At 43.6% G+C, this 22,176-nt stretch carries 21 protein-coding genes; 7 read left to right on the plus strand and 14 right to left on the minus strand.

Annotated features, from left to right (window positions below; genetic code table 11):
- Positions 1–2 precede the first annotated feature (2 nt).
- Entirely contained in the window at positions 3–1,481 is a 1,479-nt protein-coding gene (locus RCH20_RS08445; RefSeq protein WP_209956212.1) for an ATP-binding protein, read from the plus strand.
- Between the two features lie 123 nt (positions 1,482–1,604).
- Here RCH20_RS08445 and RCH20_RS08450 read toward each other — a convergent pair whose 3' ends face one another.
- The 13 genes from RCH20_RS08450 to RCH20_RS08510 form a co-directional block, all read right to left on the minus strand.
- Positions 1,605–1,784, minus strand: a complete 180-nt coding sequence (locus RCH20_RS08450; protein WP_209956211.1) for a hypothetical protein — start codon at positions 1,782–1,784, stop codon at positions 1,605–1,607.
- A 359-nt stretch (positions 1,785–2,143) separates the two neighbouring features.
- Positions 2,144–3,829 (minus strand): ATP-binding protein, encoded by a 1,686-nt coding sequence (locus tag RCH20_RS08455; protein ID WP_209956210.1) that lies wholly within the window; start codon positions 3,827–3,829, stop codon positions 2,144–2,146.
- A gap of 495 nt (positions 3,830–4,324) precedes the next feature.
- On the minus strand, positions 4,325–5,035 hold the full coding sequence (locus RCH20_RS08460; RefSeq protein WP_209958858.1) for a response regulator: 711 nt from the start codon (positions 5,033–5,035) through the stop codon (positions 4,325–4,327).
- Between the two features lie 506 nt (positions 5,036–5,541).
- The gene (locus tag RCH20_RS08465; RefSeq protein ID WP_209956209.1) at positions 5,542–5,958 is read right to left on the minus strand and encodes a F0F1 ATP synthase subunit epsilon; all 417 of its coding nucleotides are present in this window, start codon (positions 5,956–5,958) and stop codon (positions 5,542–5,544) included.
- A gap of 106 nt (positions 5,959–6,064) precedes the next feature.
- On the minus strand, positions 6,065–7,498 hold the full coding sequence (atpD, locus tag RCH20_RS08470) for a F0F1 ATP synthase subunit beta (protein WP_209956208.1): 1,434 nt from the start codon (positions 7,496–7,498) through the stop codon (positions 6,065–6,067).
- Between the two features lie 38 nt (positions 7,499–7,536).
- Positions 7,537–8,418 carry a F0F1 ATP synthase subunit gamma gene (gene atpG / locus RCH20_RS08475; RefSeq protein WP_209956207.1) on the minus strand — a complete coding sequence of 294 codons (882 nt, stop codon included), beginning with the start codon at positions 8,416–8,418 and terminating at the stop codon, positions 7,537–7,539.
- A gap of 195 nt (positions 8,419–8,613) precedes the next feature.
- Positions 8,614–10,158 (minus strand): F0F1 ATP synthase subunit alpha, encoded by a 1,545-nt coding sequence (gene atpA, locus RCH20_RS08480; RefSeq protein ID WP_209956206.1) that lies wholly within the window; start codon positions 10,156–10,158, stop codon positions 8,614–8,616.
- A gap of 129 nt (positions 10,159–10,287) precedes the next feature.
- Complete coding sequence (locus RCH20_RS08485; RefSeq protein ID WP_209956205.1) at positions 10,288–10,911, minus strand: F0F1 ATP synthase subunit delta; 624 nt, start codon at positions 10,909–10,911, stop codon at positions 10,288–10,290.
- A 13-nt stretch (positions 10,912–10,924) separates the two neighbouring features.
- Positions 10,925–11,395, minus strand: a complete 471-nt coding sequence (locus tag RCH20_RS08490; protein WP_209956204.1) for a F0F1 ATP synthase subunit B — start codon at positions 11,393–11,395, stop codon at positions 10,925–10,927.
- 79 nt (positions 11,396–11,474) lie between these two features.
- Complete coding sequence (gene atpE, locus RCH20_RS08495) at positions 11,475–11,741, minus strand: F0F1 ATP synthase subunit C (RefSeq protein WP_201555703.1); 267 nt, start codon at positions 11,739–11,741, stop codon at positions 11,475–11,477.
- A gap of 33 nt (positions 11,742–11,774) precedes the next feature.
- Positions 11,775–12,644, minus strand: a complete 870-nt coding sequence (gene atpB, locus RCH20_RS08500) for a F0F1 ATP synthase subunit A (RefSeq protein WP_209956203.1) — start codon at positions 12,642–12,644, stop codon at positions 11,775–11,777.
- A gap of 694 nt (positions 12,645–13,338) precedes the next feature.
- Complete coding sequence (locus tag RCH20_RS08505; protein ID WP_327193270.1) at positions 13,339–13,737, minus strand: ATP synthase subunit I; 399 nt, start codon at positions 13,735–13,737, stop codon at positions 13,339–13,341.
- 364 nt (positions 13,738–14,101) lie between these two features.
- On the minus strand, positions 14,102–14,926 hold the full coding sequence (locus RCH20_RS08510; RefSeq protein ID WP_327193271.1) for a metal ABC transporter solute-binding protein, Zn/Mn family: 825 nt from the start codon (positions 14,924–14,926) through the stop codon (positions 14,102–14,104).
- A 251-nt stretch (positions 14,927–15,177) separates the two neighbouring features.
- Here RCH20_RS08510 and RCH20_RS08515 point away from each other — a divergent pair, with 251 nt between their 5' ends.
- The 6 genes from RCH20_RS08515 (at position 15,178) to gluQRS (ending at position 20,927) form a co-directional block, all read left to right on the plus strand.
- Entirely contained in the window at positions 15,178–15,759 is a 582-nt protein-coding gene (locus RCH20_RS08515) for a transcriptional repressor (protein WP_209956200.1), read from the plus strand.
- 74 nt (positions 15,760–15,833) lie between these two features.
- A complete protein-coding gene (locus tag RCH20_RS08520; RefSeq protein WP_327193272.1) occupies positions 15,834–16,634 on the plus strand; it encodes a metal ABC transporter ATP-binding protein in 801 nt (266 codons plus the stop codon).
- Positions 16,635–16,741: 107 nt separating this feature from the next.
- Complete coding sequence (locus RCH20_RS08525) at positions 16,742–17,575, plus strand: metal ABC transporter permease (RefSeq protein ID WP_327193273.1); 834 nt, start codon at positions 16,742–16,744, stop codon at positions 17,573–17,575.
- A 324-nt stretch (positions 17,576–17,899) separates the two neighbouring features.
- Positions 17,900–18,751, plus strand: a complete 852-nt coding sequence (locus RCH20_RS08530; RefSeq protein WP_327193274.1) for a metallophosphoesterase — start codon at positions 17,900–17,902, stop codon at positions 18,749–18,751.
- A gap of 565 nt (positions 18,752–19,316) precedes the next feature.
- A complete protein-coding gene (gene dksA / locus RCH20_RS08535) occupies positions 19,317–19,754 on the plus strand; it encodes an RNA polymerase-binding protein DksA (protein WP_209956196.1) in 438 nt (145 codons plus the stop codon).
- Positions 19,755–19,898: 144 nt separating this feature from the next.
- On the plus strand, positions 19,899–20,927 hold the full coding sequence (gluQRS, locus tag RCH20_RS08540; protein WP_442793120.1) for a tRNA glutamyl-Q(34) synthetase GluQRS: 1,029 nt from the start codon (positions 19,899–19,901) through the stop codon (positions 20,925–20,927).
- Between the two features lie 30 nt (positions 20,928–20,957).
- Here the strand turns inward: gluQRS and ftsW are convergent, their stop codons facing one another.
- Entirely contained in the window at positions 20,958–22,154 is a 1,197-nt protein-coding gene (gene ftsW, locus RCH20_RS08545; RefSeq protein WP_209956195.1) for a putative lipid II flippase FtsW, read from the minus strand.
- Positions 22,155–22,176: the final 22 nt, after the last annotated feature.

Here is a 22,176-nt window from a genome sequence, read left to right on the forward strand (position 1 = left end):
TCATGACGACTCCAAGCCTGCCCACACCACGTAAAGCCTGGCTTTCACGTTCCTACTCTAGTAGCTGGCTCACCACTTTAACGGTCGCTTTTATTGTGATCATCAGTGTTAGTTTATCGATTTGGTTTTTTTGGCGTAGTCTGTATTTACCGGAATTAAAAACGCATGCACGCTACCTGACCAGTGAGCTTGAGTTAATCAACAGTGTCAAAAAAGATTGGCGAGATAATCCAGAAATACGGCAATGGGTTTATCAGCATTCACATGTGGTCGTGGTCGAAAACCCAGGTGACTTTCCGCTGGTTGCAGACAAGGCTTTTGTAGGAATTTTTACCGATGTCTTGCAACACGAAATCGGCGCGCAGTTAGGACGTCCGGTCGAGGTTTATTTCAAGTTCAAACCTACCCCGCAGCTGTGGGTACAAGACAGCCGTGATAGCAGTTTTTGGATTCGCGAACCAGTGGTTTATTATTCGCAATATAGCCCGACCCTATTAATATTATTTTTGATCGGGCTCCCGATATTAACGCTGCTAACTATTATATTGTTAGCACGGCAATTAAACCGCCCGCTGCGCTATCTACAGCGTGCTGCCACTAATTATATCCGTCTTGGCCATGCTACTACCCTGCCTACGCGCGAAGGCCCTACTGAAATCCGCCAAGTGAATATGGCCTTTAATCATTTGTTCACCACTCTCAATCAAGCCCAAAAAGAGCGGACGATTATGCTCGCAGGTATTTCTCATGATTTGCGCACCCCACTTACCCGGATGCGCTTAACGGCTGAGATGCTACCAGATGATTTTTTTCGTGAGGGTTTAATCTATGACATTGAGGACATGGACGCCATTTTAGAGCAGTTTATTTCATTTATGAAAGATGGCTCCGATGAGCCAGTACGCCTAACCGACTTAGATGTGATATTTAATGAAATTATGGTGCAGTTTGCGCCAATGAAGTTTATTTATCAGTCAGAGCATAATGAAGCAGTACCAGTACGACCGTTATCAATCAAACGTTTGGTTATTAACCTAGTCAATAATGCCAATCGTTATGGCAAGCCACCAATTTACTTATCGGCGACTGTAATACCGACCTTCATAGAGACAGCTGAGCCAGAAGATAGCGATGTGGTCACTGAAAATGAGGTTAATAAAGAAGCGCAAGAACAATTGATGATATGCGTGCGTGACTGTGGTGATGGGGTCGCAGAAGACCAACTAGAGCGTATCATGCAGCCGTTTGAGCGTGGTGAGACCGCACGTACTACCCAGGGTAGTGGACTGGGTCTGGCGATCGTAAGCCGTATTGCACGCTTGCATCACGGCACCGTTGAAGCGATCAATCATCCGGATGGTGGATTACAAGTTTGTGTGCGGATTCCTTTAATTTCTAAAGTTTCTGAGACTGAGACGTTAAGCGCTGAGGCCAAAGACCTATCTATTGCTAAGAATACAATAGATGATGAAGATTCTTGAACATAGGCTATTAAGCACTAGCTATTAAAAGCAGCTTTTAGAATAAAACTATGAGTGATTTACTCTCAAATAATAGCAACTGGAATATGAGTTTAGGGACTAGAGATTAGAGATTAGTCAGTATCAGTCTTTACTGCCGATAGGGGCCGGAATATGCTCAGCACTGTTGATAAAAGATAATGGGCGAGTTATTTCAGCCTGTGCAGTCTGTAAGCTCTGAGTGGTGGTGGGTTGCTCGATAAACAAATAATAGCCCAGTGTTAAGGCGTTCAATAGCACCAAGCCACCAAATAAATACGGCATTCTTTGCCCTCTTATACTTTTAGCTTATCGTAAAAGTTAATGCTTTAATTCATTGCTGTTCAACCCATTGCCCAGTATTCAGATACTATTTATATCAGCTATGATCAGTAAGCCTTCGCTCAAGTAATTGGGGCAAGTCGAACAATGATCAGTGCTAGTCATTTAAAATAGTTATTAATAATTGTCATGCCTGATGTTATAGTCAATCCAGTTTAAAAACGATAAAGTGCTGCTGTTATGAATTTTTAGCAGCCTCTGTCACGCGTGCGAACAGCAAGCAAGAAAAATTTATACCAGTAGCACGCTGATACAAATGTATCTATTTTATTTTGAACTAGCTATACCTGTATCAGCTTAAATTAAGCATCAAAGTCGCGGTCACTTTTTTCCTGCGTTAACTCATCGGCAACGATGGTTTGAGTTAACGGCTTGATAGGCCAAGTCATTACAAAACGCGCACCGCCAAGCTCCGGACTTTCATCAACATTCATACTACCATTAAACCAGAACGCAATACGTGACACGATAGACAGCCCCAAGCCATAACCACCCGATGCACGCGTTCGGCTATCATCTAGACGTGAAAATGGGATAAAGACCTTTTCACGATCAGACTCGGCAATACCCTGTCCGTCATCCTCGACACTAACAAAGGCATTGCCCTTTTTGACCCCAGCGCTAATAATAATAGTGGTCTCTGCATAGCGTAACGCATTACCGGCAAGGTTTTGGATAACGCGATGCAAATAGCGCCTGTCTGCTACTGCCGTTACTTTGACAGTGGGTGGGTTAGCAACGATTGTTATAGACTTACCTAGTGCATTGGTTTCGCGCTCAATCTGCTCAACCAGCTCTTTAAGATTTACTGGCTCTAAGTCTAATTTCGGCGAGCCCTCTTCAAGCTTCGCATAGGTTAACATCTCATCAATGAGCCCATTAAGCGACTCAATATCCTCATCGATAAAGTCACGCTGAGTGAATCTTGAGTCCTCATCCTCCGTATCTGCCAACATATCTACCGCAAAGCGAATACGTGCCACTGGCGTACGTAGCTCATGCGAAACTGCGCGGGTTAGTTCACGTTGCGACTCAATGAGGCGCTTAATATGTGCAGTCATGGCATTAAAGGTTGCTGACAGACGAGCAATTTCATCTTGCCCGATCACCTGTACCTCACTATCAAGATTGCCTTTACTAACTTCATTAACCCCCACCTGAATCAACTGTAACTTACGCTCCAGCGGAAAAATCAGCGCATAAACACCTAGACTGATCAAAAACATACTGATCAGTACCATGCTAATAATCAAATTAAGGGGAAACCAGTTGAATAATGGCACAGGTCCCATCAAGATTGCCATGTCATTAATCTCGGATGGCACAACGATTTTGATCGATGAATTACCCTGGCTGGTGTTGGTATCCTGCAATAAGATAACCACCTCATCACGACGCAAGCGCGCCATTTGATCGTTATCTAAATTGAGTGTATTGACCCCTTTAAAGCTCAAAGGAAAAGAAAACGTCTTTTCTAACTCAGCTAGGCGCTCACGCTTAGCCGATAGCGTGGGGTAATAAGACAAGTCGTCCAACAAGAACACTGCCATAGCACGCACTTGTTGCTCTGAAACTTGTGAAATCCTAGCCGTTAAGACACTGTTGCCATCTGGCAGACGATGATAGACATCGGCATAGGTGGGTTGGTTGAAATAACGCACGACCGTGCCACCCTTGTCAAACCGGCGTAGCTCACTGGCGTTAAAGTCCACCTCATTGATGGGCACAATACGGAAAGTCGAGCCGAATAGGCTACTGGCATCAGACAACCAATAGTCACGCTGGGTCTCACTGTCTTGGTTAGTGACCCCTTCACTGACCAAATAAAAAGCACCGGTTGCCATGTTTTCGCGATACGACTGCACACGCTCCTTATTGATAGTGTCCATCAATAACTGCGCAAACAATGCGACACACAGGCAGACTATTAATAGTCCAGCATAAATACGAACAAAAATACTGTGTTTTAAAGAAGAGACTAATGACATACGTGCCGTGACCAAATCTATTGAGTAGTAATTTGCCGAAGCCATCTGTACTGTAGACAGTGTCGGTCATTATTAATTAAGAACAATGTCTATTTATTATTACGCTTTTACATAACACTTAGCATCATTAAGATAACCAATACCAGAAAAAGCATTGCTCGCCTTTTAGTATGAGAAACCATAGCTCAAGTTTAAAAAATTATCTATTAAGAATTACCTATCAAGGATTGCCTATTAAAGTTCACCTATTAAGGGTTACTCATTAAGGCCAATAAGTTATGTAAAGAAGGCTGAGCAATGGAGAGCGCTTGTCCCTACTGCCTGATATAAGTATAGATTATTTATATCATTAGCGCCCATAATTATCGCTTAATTAAACCACATAACCTGGTATATAGCGTTAGAGACTTAAACACTGTCCACAAAAAAACCAGCATGATACTGGTTTTTTAGTCTATTGAAGAAGAACAGTCAGTTAAGGGTCGTGGGGTAAAACTAATTACCTTCTTTTACGAACAAATAACCTTTACTACGGACAGTTTTGATACGTTTTGGGTTTTCTGGATCATCACCAATCTTAGGACGAATACGTGAAATACGCACGTCAATAGAACGATCTTGACCGTCGTACTCAATACCACGTAGACGCTCGAAGATATCTTCGCGTGACAAGATACGACCCGCGTTAGAGGCGAGCAACCACAATAAGTCATATTCCGCACTAGTAAAGTCGACTAACTCTTCACCAAGCATTACTGAACGACCGCCATTATCGATAACTAAGTCACCAAATTCTAAGCGCTGTGGTACATCTTCTGATGGGGCATTTTCCGAACGACGTAGTAAGGCACGAATACGCGCGAGTAGTACGCGTGGCTGAGCAGGCTTAGCGACGTAATCGTCAGCACCCATCTCTAAACCAAGTACCTGATCCATATCTTCAGTACGAGCAGTAAGCATCAAAATAGGGTTTTGATAATGAGGGCGTACTTCGCGGCACACCGTCAGACCATCACTACCAGGAAGCATGACATCAAGCACGACCAAATCTGGCTGCTCATTAACGATACGGCGGATAGCACGATTACCGTCAGTTTCAATCGCTACTTCCAAGCCATTTTTGACTAAATAGTCTTGAGTCAACATAGCCAGACGCTCATCATCCTCAACAATCAGGATTCGTGGCGTGTTGTCGTCTTCGTTCATTGTCATTTTTATATCCTCTAATGTAGAAAAATTAATAGCAGGGAAGGTAGTAGCACTATAAAAGGGAACAATTTATGTCCGTCGTGATGGTGCAAAATCGGTAGCGCATTATACTATCAAACGTGTAGCATCCCATACTATAGCCTATCATCGTTAACAAAATCTATAAACAATCTCTAATAAAGCTTTCGTTTGCGTCCAAAAACTGTGTGTTTTTCACCTAACGAACAATATATGATAGTCAGGTTTAGTTATTAATTACAAATTCCTTAAATAAGCACTCAAACATTTTATTAAAGCGCTATTGTTATCCTCAATATAACCAAGTATCACCATACAGTCGATCCAATTTAAAAAGGACAAGGCACTGCTGGTATATATTTTTTGCAGCCTCTGTCACACTTACGAACAGCAAGTAAAAAACAGCAATAAAAAAACAGCCCATAATGGACTGTTTTTATTATAGCTACTGTATATTGCTCAAAGAAACTCTGAGGTGAATATTCTTAAGCACGGTTTTGGTACTTACGAATAGTATGTAACTGTGCAGCTGACTCAATCAGTGACACTAAAGCGGCGTTAGTTTGTAAGGTATCAGACTGGTTGACCAACATTTGCTCTGCTTTTCTGCGGGCCTCGACAATTTTACTTTCGTCAAGATTATGCGCGCGCATGCCGGTATCTGCTAGTACGGTGACCATTTTTGGTTGTACTTCTAGCACGCCGCCTGAGACATAGATAACGACTTCTTCGCCATCTGGTTTTTGCACCCGCATTGGGCCAGGTTTTAGCAAAGTAATGAGCGGAGTGTGGCCGGGTAGCACCCCAATTTCGCCCTCGCTACCAGTAGCGATCAACATGCTGATCTCGCCTGAGTACAACTCTTCACGAGCGCTTACGACGCGACATTGTAACGTTGCCATCCCTATCTCCTTACTATAAAAACTGCTATAAAAACTACTGGGCGCTGCTGTTAGCAAACAAACTGTTTATAGCCTATTTGCCAGACAACTTGAAGTTATAGAACACTTACTTTGAAGCAGATTTCATTTTTTCAGCTTTAGCGACCACTTCGTCGATTCCGCCGGCCATATAGAATGCTTGTTCTGGTAGATCATCATATTCACCAGCGATAATTGCTTTGAAGCCAGCAATAGTGTCGCGTAGTGCCACGTATTTACCAGGGGCACCCGTAAAGACTTCGGCCACATGGAAAGGCTGTGATAAGAAGCGCTGGATTTTACGCGCACGATAAACGGTTAGTTTGTCTTCTTCTGATAGCTCATCCATACCCAAAATGGCAATGATGTCTTTTAATTCTTTATAGCTCTGCAATACTTCTTGCACGCCACGAGCCACATTATAATGCTCTTCGCTGATGACCTGTGGATCTAGCTGACGTGAGGTTGAATCCAGTGGATCAACCGCCGGATAGATACCTTGTGAGGCGATATCACGGTTTAGTACGACCGTCGCATCCAAGTGAGCAAAGGTAGTGGCAGGTGATGGATCAGTCAAGTCATCCGCTGGTACATATACGGCTTGTATTGACGTGATTGAACCTGATTGCGTTGAAGTAATACGCTCTTGTAGCATACCCATCTCTTCAGCAAGTGTTGGCTGATAACCAACCGCTGATGGCATACGGCCTAGCAAGGCGGATACTTCAGTACCGGCAAGCGTATAACGATAGATGTTATCAACAAAGAACAGAACGTCACGACCTTTGCCAGTTTCAGGATCTTTGGTATCACGGAAATACTCAGCCATGGTGAGACCAGACAGCGCAACACGTAAACGGTTACCCGGTGGCTCATTCATCTGACCATAAATCATCGCCACTTTAGACTTGGTGAAGTCTTCGGTATTTACAACGCCCGCTTCTTGCATTTCGTGATAGAAGTCATTGCCTTCACGCGTACGTTCACCAACACCCGCAAATACTGACAGGCCTTCGTGTTTAAGAGCGATGTTATTGATCAATTCCATAATGTTGACGGTTTTGCCAACCCCAGCACCACCAAACAGACCCACTTTACCACCTTTGGCGAACGGGCAAAGTAGATCAATGACTTTAATACCAGTCTCTAATAGCTCGGTGCTGTTAGATTGGTCGGCATAGCTTGGCGCTTCACGGTGAATCGACCATTTGGTATCGGCGATTACGGGACCTTCTTCATCGATAGGACGACCCAAAACATCCATAATACGACCCAGCGTACCAATACCTACCGGCACAGAAATAGGGGCACCAGTATTGGTAACGGTTAGGTTACGTTTTAGGCCTTCCGTTGAGCCCATGGCGATAGTACGCACGATACCATCCCCTATTTGTTGCTGTACTTCTAGGGTGGTTTCGGTACCATCTACTTGCAAAGCATCATAAATTTGAGGTACTTCGTCACGGCTGAACTCAACGTCAAGAACCGCGCCAATAATCTGTACAATACGACCGCTACTCATTGCGTTCTCCTTGAACTTCTATATATAGGTGGTGTCAATTATGAAACAGCAGCAGCGCCGCCAACGATTTCTGAGATTTCTCGAGTAATCGCCGCTTGACGCAGCTTGTTGTAAACCAACTGTAAATCGTTAATTAGGTCACCAGCATTATCTGTTGCCGCTTTCATAGCGACCATACGCGACGACTGCTCAGAGGCAATGTTTTCCATTACCGCTTGATAGACAATCGACTCAATATAGCGCCCTAGCAGACTATCGATCAACGTTTCGATATCAGGCTCATAGATGTAATCCCAGCTTAGTTCAGTCTGCATGCCACTGTCTTCATCAGCAAACGATTGCTCTGGTAAAGGTACCAGTTGACTGACGGTTGGCTTTTGGGTCATCGCATTAACGAACTGGTTATACACCACATAGATACGGTCTATTTTACCGTTCTCATAATCGTCAAGCATGGCTTGAACCGGTGCATTTAGCTGCTCAAAGGTCGGCTTATCACCATAGTTAGTCACGGCTGAGGTGACTTTACCACCAAAACTCTTGAAGAAACTAACACCTTTAGCGCCAATAACTGCAAATTCAGCTTGTACAGACTGGTCTTGATAGTCTTTGATGCTTTTGCTTAAAGCTTTGAATAAATTAATATTCAAACCACCCGCCAGACCACGGTCGGAGGTGATGACAATATAACCTACTTTATTGACCGGGCGCGATACCATATACGGGTGTTTATAGTCTGATGAAGCATGCACCAAATGTGAAATAACCCGGCGCATACTATCAGCATACGGGCGACCCACGACCATGCGCTCTTGGGCACGGCGCATTTTACTCGCGGCCACCATTTGCATGGCGCGGGTAATTTTCTGGGTGCTTTTAATACTGGTGACTTTGGCACGTATTTCTTTTAAGCTTGCCATAATGATTCCAATATAAGAGGGTTAAAAAAGCATTGGCGAATGCAACAATATTTAATATAAAGCACTGTACTAATTTCTTGTAGCACTACGCGGTCACATGCCGTTGATTATGGCTAAAGCAGCACAACTGTTATTCTTCTTAAAGACAGCGCGCCACTTTAGCAGTAACCAACCAAACCGGCTTAACCCGTTAAATTAATAACTGTGGTTTTGTTTAAAAGTCTCAATCGCTGACTTTAAACGACCTGCAATATCATCATTATAATTTGCAGTGTCATCAATCTCTTTCATCAAATCGCTTTGCTCGTCATGCATATAACGTAAGTAGCTTTCTTCAAAAGAACCGATTTTATTAATGGGAACGTCTGATAAGAAACCTTCGTTTGACGCGTAAATCACTGCCGCTTGCTCAGAGATAGACATCGGCTGATACTGTTTTTGCTTCATCAGTTCAGTCACGCGCTCACCATGATCAAGCTGGGCGCGAGTCGCATCATCAAGATCCGAGGCAAACTGCGCGAACGCTGCCAATTCACGATACTGCGCTAGCGCGGTACGAATACCACCAGATAGCTTTTTGATAATCTTAGTCTGCGCCGCACCACCAACCCGCGATACCGAAATACCCGCGTTCACAGCTGGACGGATACCTGAGTTAAATAGGCTTGATTCTAAGAAAATCTGACCATCAGTGATTGAAATCACGTTGGTTGGTACGAATGCTGATACGTCACCCGCTTGGGTTTCGATGATCGGTAGCGCGGTTAAAGAACCGGTTTTACCAACCACTTCACCATTGGTGAATTTTTCTACATATTCAGCGTTGACGCGTGAAGCACGCTCAAGCAGACGTGAATGAAGATAAAATACATCACCAGGATAGGCTTCACGACCTGGCGGGCGACGTAGTAGTAATGAAATTTGGCGATAAGCAACCGCTTGTTTTGATAAGTCATCAAATACAATCAAGGCATCTTCACCGCGGTCACGGAAGTATTCGCCCATCGTACAACCTGAGTACGGGGCAATATACTGGAGTGCTGCAGGCTCTGAAGCTGAAGCAACCACTACAGTGGTGTATTCAAGTGCGCCGGTTTGTTCAAGCTTACGCACCACGTTAGCAATGGTAGAGCGCTTTTGACCAATGGCCACATATACGCATTTAATGCCAGAGGTTTTCTGCGCGATGATCGCATCGATAGCCATGGCTGTTTTACCCGTCTGACGGTCACCAATGATCAGCTCACGCTGGCCACGGCCAATCGGAATCATAGTATCAACGGCTTTATAACCGGTCATTACTGGCTGATCTACTGACTGACGTTCAATAACCCCTGGGGCGATTTTTTCGACTTTGTCAGTCATTTTAGCATTAATAGGACCTTTGCCATCAATAGGATTACCTAAGGCATCAACAACACGGCCTAGCAGCTCAGGACCTACGGGTACTTCAAGAATACGACCAGTACAATAGGCTTTTTGGCCTTCTTGTAGTTTTAAATAATCGCCTAGTACGACCGCACCGACAGAATCACGCTCTAAGTTAAGCGCCATTCCGTAGATTTCGCCTTCAAACTCAATCATTTCGCCATACATGGCATCTTCAAGACCATGAATCTGCACGATACCGTCAGATACTTTGACAATCGTGCCTTCATTCTTTGCAGTTGCACCCGCATCAAGGTCTTGAATTCGCTGCTTAATCAGATTACTGATTTCCGCTGGATTCAATTGTTGCATTGCCTGGTTTCCTTTAATTTATGATAACCCGCCCACTGACTTAAACGCTCTACTTATCACTCAAACTAGCAAAATATTGTCACGCCGACCTGACTTAACTGGTAAACGTTGATGAGAAGATAAATAACATTAGGCCGTTAGCTGTGTTTTTAACTGTTGTAATTTGCCGCGCATAGAATCGTCGATGATTTTGTCACCGATTTTGATAGTAGCGCCTGCCAAAAGACTAGGATCAACCGTTTCGTGAATTACCACACTGGCATTTAGCGAGGCGGCAAGACGGGTTTCGAACAGCTCACGCTGCGCGTCGGTCAATGGATAGGCAGAAGTCACATAAGCATTGAGCTGCTTTAAGCTTAACGCCTTATGACGACGATAATGCTCATAAACTTCAGGAAGCAGCGCCAGGCGCTCTTGCTCTGACAGCTGATGAACGAAGTTGCTAAGCGCTGTTGATACTTTAGGATAGCTGGTAGTGCTGTCTTGACGATGCCCTTGGGTATTATTCAGTAACACCTTAAAGGCAGAGTCAGTAGCGTCAGTTACTTGTGTATCATACAGATCGACCAAAACGGCTGACTTATGCTCAGCAGAAACGGCTGGATTGTCTAGCAATGTGTGGAACGACTTGTCACTGACAATCGTACTGGCAATAAACAAGAAATCTTCCCACTCCTTTACCACCCCATGTTCATTGGCATAGTCAAACGCAGCTTTAGCGTAGGGTCGTGCTAAGGTTGATAAGTCAGCCATTATATCCTCACTATTACAGCTTCGCCGCCAGTTGGTCTAACATGCTGGCATGTTTTTGCATATCGACTTGCTCTTGCAAAATCTTCTCAGCACCAAGTACCGCAAGTTCTGCGACTTGGGCACGTAATAACTCACGTGCTTGATTGATCTCTTGATCGATAGACGCCTGTGCTTGTTGACGGATACGTTCACCTTCCACTTGGGCTTGTGATTTGGCATCTTCAACCAGCTGATTGGCACTTTTATTCGCCTGCTCAATCAACGCAGCAGCTTTAGTCTTAGCGACATTAAGCTCCTGCTGTACATCTTGCTCCGCGGAGGCCAAATCTGCTTTTGCTTTTTCCGCCGCATTTAGACCATCAGCGATTTTACGCTGACGCTCATTAATAGCGCCGATAAGTGGTGGCCACACGAACTTCATGCAAAAAACCACAAATATTGCAAAAGCAATGGCTTGACCGATGAGGGTAGAATTGATATTCACGTGATCACCTCTTTGTTAATGAAAAGTCAGTTTCGTTGACCGTGCTCGACAGTCAAGCAGTTACAACTGAGATTTCAGACTAAGCGCCTAGAGGGTTTGCAAATAACAATAACATAGCAATACCAACACCAATCATCGGTACGGCATCAAGTAGGCCGGCCACGATGAACATACGAGTTTGCAACTGTGAACCAAGTTCTGGCTGACGGGCAACGCCTTCTAAGAATTTGCCACCTAAGATAGCAAAACCAATACCGGTACCAAGTGCGCCTAAACCGATAAGCAAAGCCACGGCGATAACTGTGTAACCATCTAAGGTTGCTTGCGCTAATACTACTGGATCCATGGATGTATCCTCATTTACCTATTGAATGTCTAATTAATGTTCAGTTGATGATGCTAGCGACATATAAACTATCGTCAACATCATAAATACGAACGCTTGAAGTGTAATAATCAAAATGTGGAAAATAGCCCACGGTACCGATAACGCCCATTGAATCCAAAACGGCATTAGGGCTATCAATACGAAAATCAGTTCCCCAGCATACATGTTACCGAATAGTCGCAGACCTAATGAGATAGGTTTAGCAATCAAGGTAACAAATTCTAAGATAAAGTTAATAGGGATTAAAATAGTTTGTACGATAGGGTTTTTGGCGTTAAACGGATGTAACGTCAACTCGCCAACGAAACCACCCAGGCCCTTTTCTTTAATGCTATAAAAGATAATCAACGCAAAGACAGAGAATGACATGCCCAACGTGACGTTAGGATCAGTGGTTGGGACGATTTTAAAGAATACATGATGAGGATCATAGCCCATCGCTGCACCAATTTGTCCAGCAATACTTGGGATAAAGTCAACAGGAATCAAATCCATTAAGTTCATCAAGAAAATCCACACAAAGATAGTTAACGCTAATGGCGCCACCAACTTTGAGGTACCGCTATACGAATCACGGACGTTGTTGTCGACAAACTCAATGATAATCTCTACGGCGGCCTGTAGTTTACCCGGTACACCCGAGGTCACCTTTCTAGCAACCATCCAAAAGACGACACAAAATAGAATGCCTAGACCAATTGACCACAGCATAGAGTCGAGATGAATAGCTTTAAAGCCCATTTGTCCTGCTTCTTCAGCAGTATATGCGACTTTCCAACCTTCGCCCGGCAAATAGCCATACGTCCAGTTCGTTAAGTGGTGAGAGATATATTCTGATGATGTTTGTTGCTCGGCTGCCATAATGTAAGCTTCTTATTAATCAACGATTTAATCAACTACCAAAAAATACGGTTGTCATCTGATGAATAGCTTTGGCACAATAAATTTTTAGCGCTGATGTTCTGTGCAAATTTATCGTACTAAACTATCCTATAATCAACAACATCCAACCCATAAACCTAATGCAAGTATCTGATTTTATTAGCTTTTTATAAAATTTAGCTATCAAAAAAGGGCTTGTGATTATTCATTACTAGCCCTTGGTACTTGTGCGTAAAGCATTCATATTTGTGTTTGCTCATATCGTTTTGTGACGACACACGCTCAATACAGCGTAGATAAGCAGGTTAATTAGCGGCCTATATTAATGCAACGTTGTATTCATGTAAAGTCAATTATGTGTTTTTTAAGCGCTATATGGACGAGGTGTCGCTAATAGCGTTTATTAATATAGGTTTGCGTGAACAATTAAATTGTAAGATTTTATTTACAAGTGACCTTTACTCTCCAAACGGTCATCAACTTCCTCTGCTTAATACTCATTTTAATGGCTTATACTGCTGTTTTCGCAGTGATTAATACGGTTTTATAAGACATATTATTTATTACTTTTTGGCTTAATTATAAAGGGATACAAATAAAGAGCGGGCAGATAAGGCAGTCTGATTAGCACTATCAACGGCCTTATAATTTAACTGTGTAACGTCTATTGCCGTCAGCGTACGTACAATAACATCACAGTATGACTAAACTGCATGACTATAAAACCAACAAATAACGCAGGCGCGGACAAAGGCTGTATGGTAATAAAGATCAATGCGAAACCCAACACGGTTAGTAGCCACTTGACCATTTGTCCTCGATACAACTGGCTGACAATATGTCGGCGCGCACGATACCCACTATGCCAAAAGATGAAGCCGGCAAATACTGCTTGGGTCGCAAAGCTTAGTAGTGCACCGATTGCACTGCTTTTTGCGACAACCAACGCACTGTGTAGCCAAAAAATATCTAACATCGAAGCAATAATAATTAGGATGAACAGTATCCATGCTTGGCGCTTGAGATAGATACCAATTTTATCTTTTTGCGTGCGTTTGGCAGGTTTGGTCATTGGCTATCCTCTAGCATTGATACAGCAACCACCGCGTTTTGATAAGGTAGCATAGTTGCGACAAGTTTATCCGTAAATGGGGCATTCTACTAGTGTCGACTGTTGTCCAAAAATAAAACGCCGATAACTTTAGAACGCACACTTTAGAACCCACACTTCCGTCAAGCAAGTGCAGTATGACACTTATCAACCCTACAGTTGAGAGTATACCAACGACTCATTTATCAATAAAGTCACGACCCACATAATTTTTTATAATCACTTTAGGGGCCATTGCCAGTCACCTTAAAAGCCAGCAAGCGCGATACTTTATAGGCTCTTTATAATAGGCTCTTTATATTATTTTTGAGATCTACAGCGACTCTTAAGAAATACAACGACGAATCTGCTGCGCCATAATACTCCAGCCAGCCACAAAGTCTTTACTCATACTCATGTCTTCGGCTTGTACTGTAGTATTCACCGGTTGTAGCTTGGCAAGTAATCCTTTAGCAGGGCTGCTTGGGGATACCAAACACATTTGCTTAGCAGGTCTTTGCTCGTTAAGCCAGCGCAGTTGACTGGCCTTAGGTGCTATATGGTCATCGGCACTCAGACTACCGATAAACTGTAGTTGTAGAGAGGCTTCTATATATTGATAAGCATCATGATAGGCCCAATAAGGATACGCTTTTTGACCTTTTTCCTGCTGAACTTTCTGTATCTCATTGGCCACCGCACTGTCCATTCGCTGAGCAAATTTCTGTGCATTAGCGTGATAGAGTTTTTTATATTGCGGGTTAGCATGACTATGGATAACGGCGAGGGCACGAGTAATGGCTTTAGCGTTCTCAGGATCGAGCCACATGTGCGGGTCTAGCGTGCCGGCAATAGGGACACCTTTGACATCACGTAACGGATGACGACTAAAAGCATTGAAGTCAAATAATGCAATAGCATTAGGTGCTGACTCTAGGCTTGATGCCAAATTATTCTCTAAAGAAGCACCAAACCACACCACAAACTTGCTGTCTTGAATGGCTTTGATATCACCAGGGCTAATGCTGCCATGGTGCCCCACCTCCCCCGCTTGTAATAATTGTTTCGCTGCCGGCGAACCTTCAGTCACTGCTTGGCTCAATAAAAACAGTGGATAGTTACTGACACTGACCGTTGCTGCTTGAGCATTTAAGGTTAAAGAGCCTAGCATTATTATTGCTGTGATCAGCAAACGTTTAGACAGTATAATTGAGCATAAAAATTTATTGAAAAATGAATTGGTAAGAAAGGACTTAGGGTCAAGAAAATTATTTATAATATTATCGTTATTTTGACGATGAAAAGTCATGCGTAAGTAGTCCTGTTAAATAGATAGGAATAATAAGAGTTATGTTTTTCTAATTTCCATTATGTTATACTATAACAATTAAAAGTGCTAACTTATTTTTTGGAGCTTGAATAGTGTCTATTACTTCATCTGGCTGTGAGTCATCTACCAATGGCGATGTATGTGACAATCACGTACACGACAACCATCTGCATGATGTGCAAGACTTTACGCCGCGCGATGTAGTTGAGCGACTCGCAGCAGCAAAAGAGCAGTGCCGGACGCGTGGCGTACGCTTTACGCCTTTACGTCAGCAGATCTATGAACTGGTATTGCAGGCCAATAAACCAGTTGGCGCTTATGATCTCATTACTCAACTGCAGCGTGTACGGCTATTAGACACCGATAATAATGTCCATGAAACAAAAAATACCACCTCAAAAAATGTCGCACCACCGACGGTTTATCGCAGCTTAGAGTTTTTGTTAAGTGAGGGCTTGATTCATCAACTGACTTCGATTAATGCTTATGTCCCCTGTTGTCATCCACGGGCACAACATACGGCAGCCTTCTTAATCTGTGACCAATGCCAGCGAGTGCAAGAATGTAGCAGCTTACCAGTACAAGAAATGATGAGCTTCGCTGAGCAAGATGTTGGCTTTACCGTTGCCCGTAGCGTCATTGAGCTTAGCGGCATTTGCCAGGCCTGCCACTAAAGCCATACAAAGAACGTCATGCAAAATATCTTTTTTATTCATTCATCAATTTTTAAACTATTAGCTGCCGACTCATGAATCATCCTGTATCTTCATCTACACAACCACCCTCTACTCAACAGCTTGATTCGTTCTCTAAGCGTGACGTTCCGCTTCTTACTTTAACTGATGTCAGTTATCATATCGGGCAACAGCGCTTGGTGTCACATATCAATATTGATATTGCGGTCAATGAAACCGTTAGTCTTATTGGGCCTAATGGTGCTGGCAAGTCAACGTTGGTGAAGCTTGTTTTGGGACTAATCATGCCCTCTGAAGGGCAAATTATTGCGCATCAACCGTTGCAGCTTGGTTATGTACCGCAACGTTTTGCCGTACCGCCGATCTTGCCACTGCGAGTCCAGGACTTATTGGCGCAAGCAGATAAGCGACGCTTGACTGATAGCCAGCGGCAATTCATTTTTGATAATTTGTCATTAACGCATCTACTATCACGGCAGATGTTGCACTTATCTGGTGGGGAGACTCAGCGGGTACTATTAGCACGCGCCTTGTTAGACAAGCCTAATTTACTGATTTTAGATGAGCCCATGCAGGGACTGGATCCTGATACGGAAGTGTGGCTATATCAGTTCATTGATGAGCTGCCAGAGTTTTTACGTTGCGCCATGCTAGTCGTGTCACACGATTTGCATTGGGTAATGAAAGGCAGCCGACGAGTGATTTGTCTCAATAAACACATCTGCTGTGAGGGCCAACCCAGCGACCTCGCTATCAGTGCTGAGTTTCAAAAATTGTTTGGTCATCATTATGAGCAACCTTATGTACATCAGCCGCACGCTTGTGAACACCAAGCGCCAAGTGAGCTGTTGTAGCTGCATCCATACCAGCTTGCCAGCTACTAAACTGGTTGTGTTACCTTACTTATTCACTATTAAGTTCTTTATTAAATTTTATAAATAAAGTCTAACGGACACTTATTATGACCGCTTGGTTAGCTATCATTGCCCCTGCTTGGATTGCCGGCAGTATTTTAGCCCTGCTATCAGCGCCCCTTGGATGTCTGGTATTGTGGCGACGCATGGCCTTTTTTGCAGATGCCTTAGCGCATGGAACCCTTCTCGGCGTTGCGCTAGCGGTGTGGTGGCAGTTGCCGATGGGTATTGGTATCGCTATGGTTAGCGTCATGGTGGTCGTAGGACTGGTGTTGATCGATGATGAGCGACTACCAGTCGATGCAGTACTCGCAGTGGTCGCGGTCTCACTACTGTGTTTGGGACTATTGGCCTTGACCCAGCTTACTGATCAACAAGCCAATGTATTGGGGTTTTTATTTGGTAATTTACTGGAGCTTGACTGGGCAGATCTGCCGTTACTTGCTACGAGTGTACTGATTGGACTCGGATTATTAGCTTATATTTGGCCAGCACAAATTAAACTGTCGACTCATGAAGCGTTAGCCCGTATTCAAGGCATTAACCCCACGCGGCAGCGGCTGTTTTTTATGGGGGTATTGGCTGGATTCTGTGCGATTGCCTTGCAAGCAGTTGGTAGCTTATTAATCAGTGGCTTGCTAGTACTACCAGCACTCACGGCGCGCCTATATTCAGCGTCACCTAAGCAGATGGTGATTATCGCACTGATCGTTGCTCAACTGGGCGTCACTTTAGGCGTTTGGGGCAGTATCTGGCTTGATATACAGACCGGACTGACCATTGTACTGGTCTTGGCCATTCTATTTTTCGCCGCGCTGATTGTCTCTAAATTAACGACCTCAAAATTAATGCCTTCAAAATTTTGGACGGCACGCCGTTAAAGAGACTATGACGGCACATCGTTAAAGGGACTATATTGTCATCGAATGAGCCCTTGTGAAAGTTTTATTCAACTTTATTTCACAGATATAGCTAGAGATTTATTAGGTTTTGTGCTATAAATTTTCCTAAATATTATCAGTACCCTATTTAATTAACCAACTGCCACACCAAATAGTGGTGGCAATTATTTAATTGTAATATCAGATGGGTTATAAAGTTGCTGGAATACCCTAGATAACATCAACGCTGAAAAGTAAAAAACCAAGACTTACTTATTCGTTTTCTGACAGCCTCATTCGTTTTAGTCTGATAAAGGACTGACCATGCTAAGCTACCCTGCCCGTAGGATTTACACGCCAGATGAGCACGTAAACGTCTTGCAGATCACTGACCTACATTTATCAGCCCACTATCCCATAACGAGCAGCACTATTGCTCAAAACGATGACCTCACTGACTCTATTTGTCAGGAAAATTTTGAAGCCAGCCTTCGACAGGCTTTGAACGAAGATATTCGCTGTGACTTGATTTTGGTCACTGGCGACTTGGTTAGTCAGGTTGAACCTGCTATTTATGATCATATTTTTAAGATACTAAAGGCGACTAATATCCCTTTTGCCTGTATCGCTGGCAACCATGACGTGACTGATGAAATAGTGACAGAGGTGCCTTTTTTTCAGCGAGAAACCATTGCTCAAGCGGCTGACGAGCGTTTGCTCAGTCGTCATGTCATTGATACTGACTACTGGCAGTTGTTATTATTAGACTCTGCTATCCCAGGTAAAGTCGCAGGGGAAGTCACTGATACCGATATTGATTGGTTGTGTGAGCAACTGACAGCTGACGATAAGCCAGCCCTAATCGCTATCCATCATCACGTACTACCGATGAGATCTGACTGGATAGACGCCCATATTGCAGAGAATACAGAGAGCTTTTGGCAACGTATGATGCCCTTTGATCATCTGCGCGTTATCATTAGCGGCCATACTCATCAAGAACAAGTCCGCTATCGCCAAGGCGTTACTGTTTATAGCACGCCCTCTACCTGCTACCAGTTCGAGCCCTACAAAAATGACTTTACCTACGATCATAATGCAAACCCCGGTTATCGCTGGTTGCAATTGGCCAACAATGGGCAGGTTGCAAGCTGGGTCAAAAGACTGGATACTTGACGGCCAGTTTTATTAGGCCAAAATATTTATTGAGCTAATGAACGAGTTGGCCTGCCTAGCACCGGTATTACCTATAGCTGACAGAGACTAACTACTAAACAAATAGTGTCATCTAATATAAATAGATGCCAAAGTACATTAGCAGTTAATAATCAGTAAAAAGGCAGCGGCACTAGTAAAATGTGCTAAAAAATAGTATCGTCTAAGGCCGGATGTTAAGAAAAATTATAGTAGCTAGGATAGCTAAACCAACCACCTACTAAGCTTGCGCAACCAGTAATTTGTAGCATTGTTTGAGCAGTAGCATTTGAATAAAAATATGCATGACAATATACATAACAATTTTGTAGATAAAGATTTTATAAACAATAACTTTAGTAGCGATATAAGCATACCGGTATAAACGTATCATTATGAACTTACTATGAGATTAGCTGTGTTACTTGCGTTACCAAGTGGTGAAACGTTCTGTAAAAGGACAAGTTATAACGTTTAGCAAATTTACAACGTCTTGTCTTTTAAAACGTCGTTTTGTTGAATTAATTTGAAAAATTAGGATACCCATATGAGCACCCTGACCACGAATCCGAGTGATGTTAAGTTCACCCCTTATGTGCCTGCCAAAGACGAAGAGTATATGTCTGATGCTCAGTTAGAGCATTTCAAGGCTATTTTGTTGGATTGGAAGCATCAACTGATCGGCGAAGCTGACCGCACAAAGACTTATATCCAAGATGAATCAAGCGCCATGCCTGACATCAACGACCGTGCCACTCAAGAAGAAGAGTTTGCATTAACCCTGCGTACGCGTGACCGTGAACGTAAGCTTATCCGCAAAATCGATAAGTCCATGGGTGAAATTGAAAATGACGACTATGGATTCTGTGAAACTTGCGGAGTAGAAATCGGTTTACGTCGCTTAGAAGCACGCCCAACCGCGACTCAGTGCATCGACTGTAAGACTTTATCTGAAATTAAAGAACGCCAAAACCAAGGTGCTTAAAAAGGCCTTTAAATTAAAGTTAACTAAAGTACGTATAACAACGAGCGACCATATTACTGGTCGCTCGTTGCATTTAATAAATATCTTTTTATAGTCGCCTTCTTTATCCTATCTATATTCTCCTACTTTCAACAGCTGCCTATTTTGACACTCATTAATGATCATAGTCTTACTCCAACTCGGGCGCCGCCAGCACAGCCTATTGGCCGTTTTGCACCCTCGCCGACTGGTGAGCTACACCTTGGCTCATTGACCACTGCGCTAGCAAGTTATTGCCATATTAAGTCATTAGGTGGCAAATGGTTACTACGTATCGAAGACACTGATACCGCGCGCTGTGATAACCAGTTTAGCGAGCAGATACTGATAGATTTAGAAGTATTGGGCCTGCACTGGGACGGTGATGTCATTTATCAGTCTGAGCGTGTTGATATCTACAACGACTACTTGTCCACTGTACTGCATCCGCGACTCTACGGCTGCCTATGTTCCCGTAAAAGTCTAACGCAATATTGGCAACAACAAGCTAGGAAGCAACAATCTTTAGAGCAAAAAAATGCGCCACCAAACAACACAGTCCCCAAAAGCGTCACTGACGCCCTAAGCCGTAATCAACGGTATCCACGCTGTTGTATAAATGCCAATCTTGATCAGCAGCAGCATAAGCTGCGTATACAGCTACCCGATCATATGATTGGTTTTATGGATGGGATTCAAGGCATGCAATGGAGTAATCCCCAGCAAACTTTGGGGGATATGGTGGTGCGGCGTCAAGATGGCATGATTAATTATATTTTGGCGGCCAGTATTGATGATGGTCTGCAACAGATTACCCATATCATGCGCGGCTTAGATATCTTACCGCTGACCACGGCTCAGATTAGCATCATGCAGGCCGCTAACCTGACCGCTATTGACCGTTGGTATCATCTACCGCTGATATGTCATACTGACGGCCAAAAGCTCTCCAAGCAAAATCTCGCTCAGCCTATCGATACTCGCAAGCCTAGCACGCTAATTGCCAACGCTTTACAGCTGCTACAACAGCCATCTGTCGATAATGACACGCCAGCGCGCATGCTGGAGCAAGCGATCGCCCAATGGGATAACGCGCCTTTGCAAGGCATAAGTCATCTGGATATGTTCAGTGAGTTTCAGGAACATAAAGAATAAAAAATGCCTTAATAACACCTTAACAAGGTCTTAGTAATAGCGACCCTGGCTTTTTTCTATCTCAGGACTTTCTTTATAAATTTTCAACAACAGCGCGACCATAACTAAGCTGATTAGCATCGATGAGCCGCCATAACTAAAGAATGGCATGGTCAGACCTTTGGTTGGAATGGCGCCCATATTCATCGCCGCATTAATAATAGTCTGCGCAATAAAGACGATTCCGATCCCAAATGCGGTATAGCTCATGCGCATCTGCCGACGCTTAAGCGCATTGTAGCTGATACGCATAGCGCTACCAATGATCAGCGCTTCAAGCAGCAGCACCATAGTGACGCCTACAAAGCCCAGTTCTTCACCCGTAATCGCTAATAGAAAATCCGTATGAGCCTCTGGTAAGTGCGATAGCTTTTGCACACTTTCACCATAACCAACCCCTGTAAACTCTCCGCGACCAAAAGCAATTAAGCTGCGTGCCAGCTGATAATCGGTGTCCTGAACATCATCAAAAGGATCTATAAATGATAAGGCGCGTGTCAGGCGATACTGTACCAAGGTCACTGCTAGCACCGCTAAGCCCACGACTAATACGCCCAATGCTAGAAATTGCTTATAAGGGGCACCAGCGATATAAAATATAGCAAACACAGTCCCTACAATAACCACTAGCGAGCCAAAATCTGGCTGTAATAACAGCAACATCGTTATCATACCAACGACTAAAAAGATCCGTAAAAAACCATCCCAGCCATTACGTACCTCAAAAGAGCGCCGCACCACAAAGTCAGCAACGAACACAATCATCACTAATTTCGCCAGCTCCGCTACTTGGAAGTTAAGAAAGCCTAGCTCTAACCAGCGTTTAGAGCCATTAATAGGGGTACCAAGTAAAGTTAGAAACAGCAATCCGCCGGTAATGGCCAGCAGCAAAAATTGCATTTCAGTTTTATACAGGGTTCGTAGCGGTAGGAAATAATAGGGCACTGCCGCCACACAGATGCCAATACCCATATACATCAGCTGATGCTCAAAAAAGTATAGCTCTGTCATTCCGCGACTGAGCGCAAAGGGAATAGAGGCAGAGGCCACCATTAATAAACTGAGTACCAGCATACAGCCAACACTTGCTAATAAGATGGCACGTGCTGATGGCATGGACAGGATACCATCTGAGCCAGTAGCTGACTGCGATTGACGAGATGAACGAGAGAAGAAAGAGAGCGCCATAATTTTTAAGTACACTAACAAA

This window comes from Psychrobacter sp. PL15, assembly GCF_035984995.1.
Taxonomy (GTDB): domain Bacteria; phylum Pseudomonadota; class Gammaproteobacteria; order Pseudomonadales; family Moraxellaceae; genus Psychrobacter.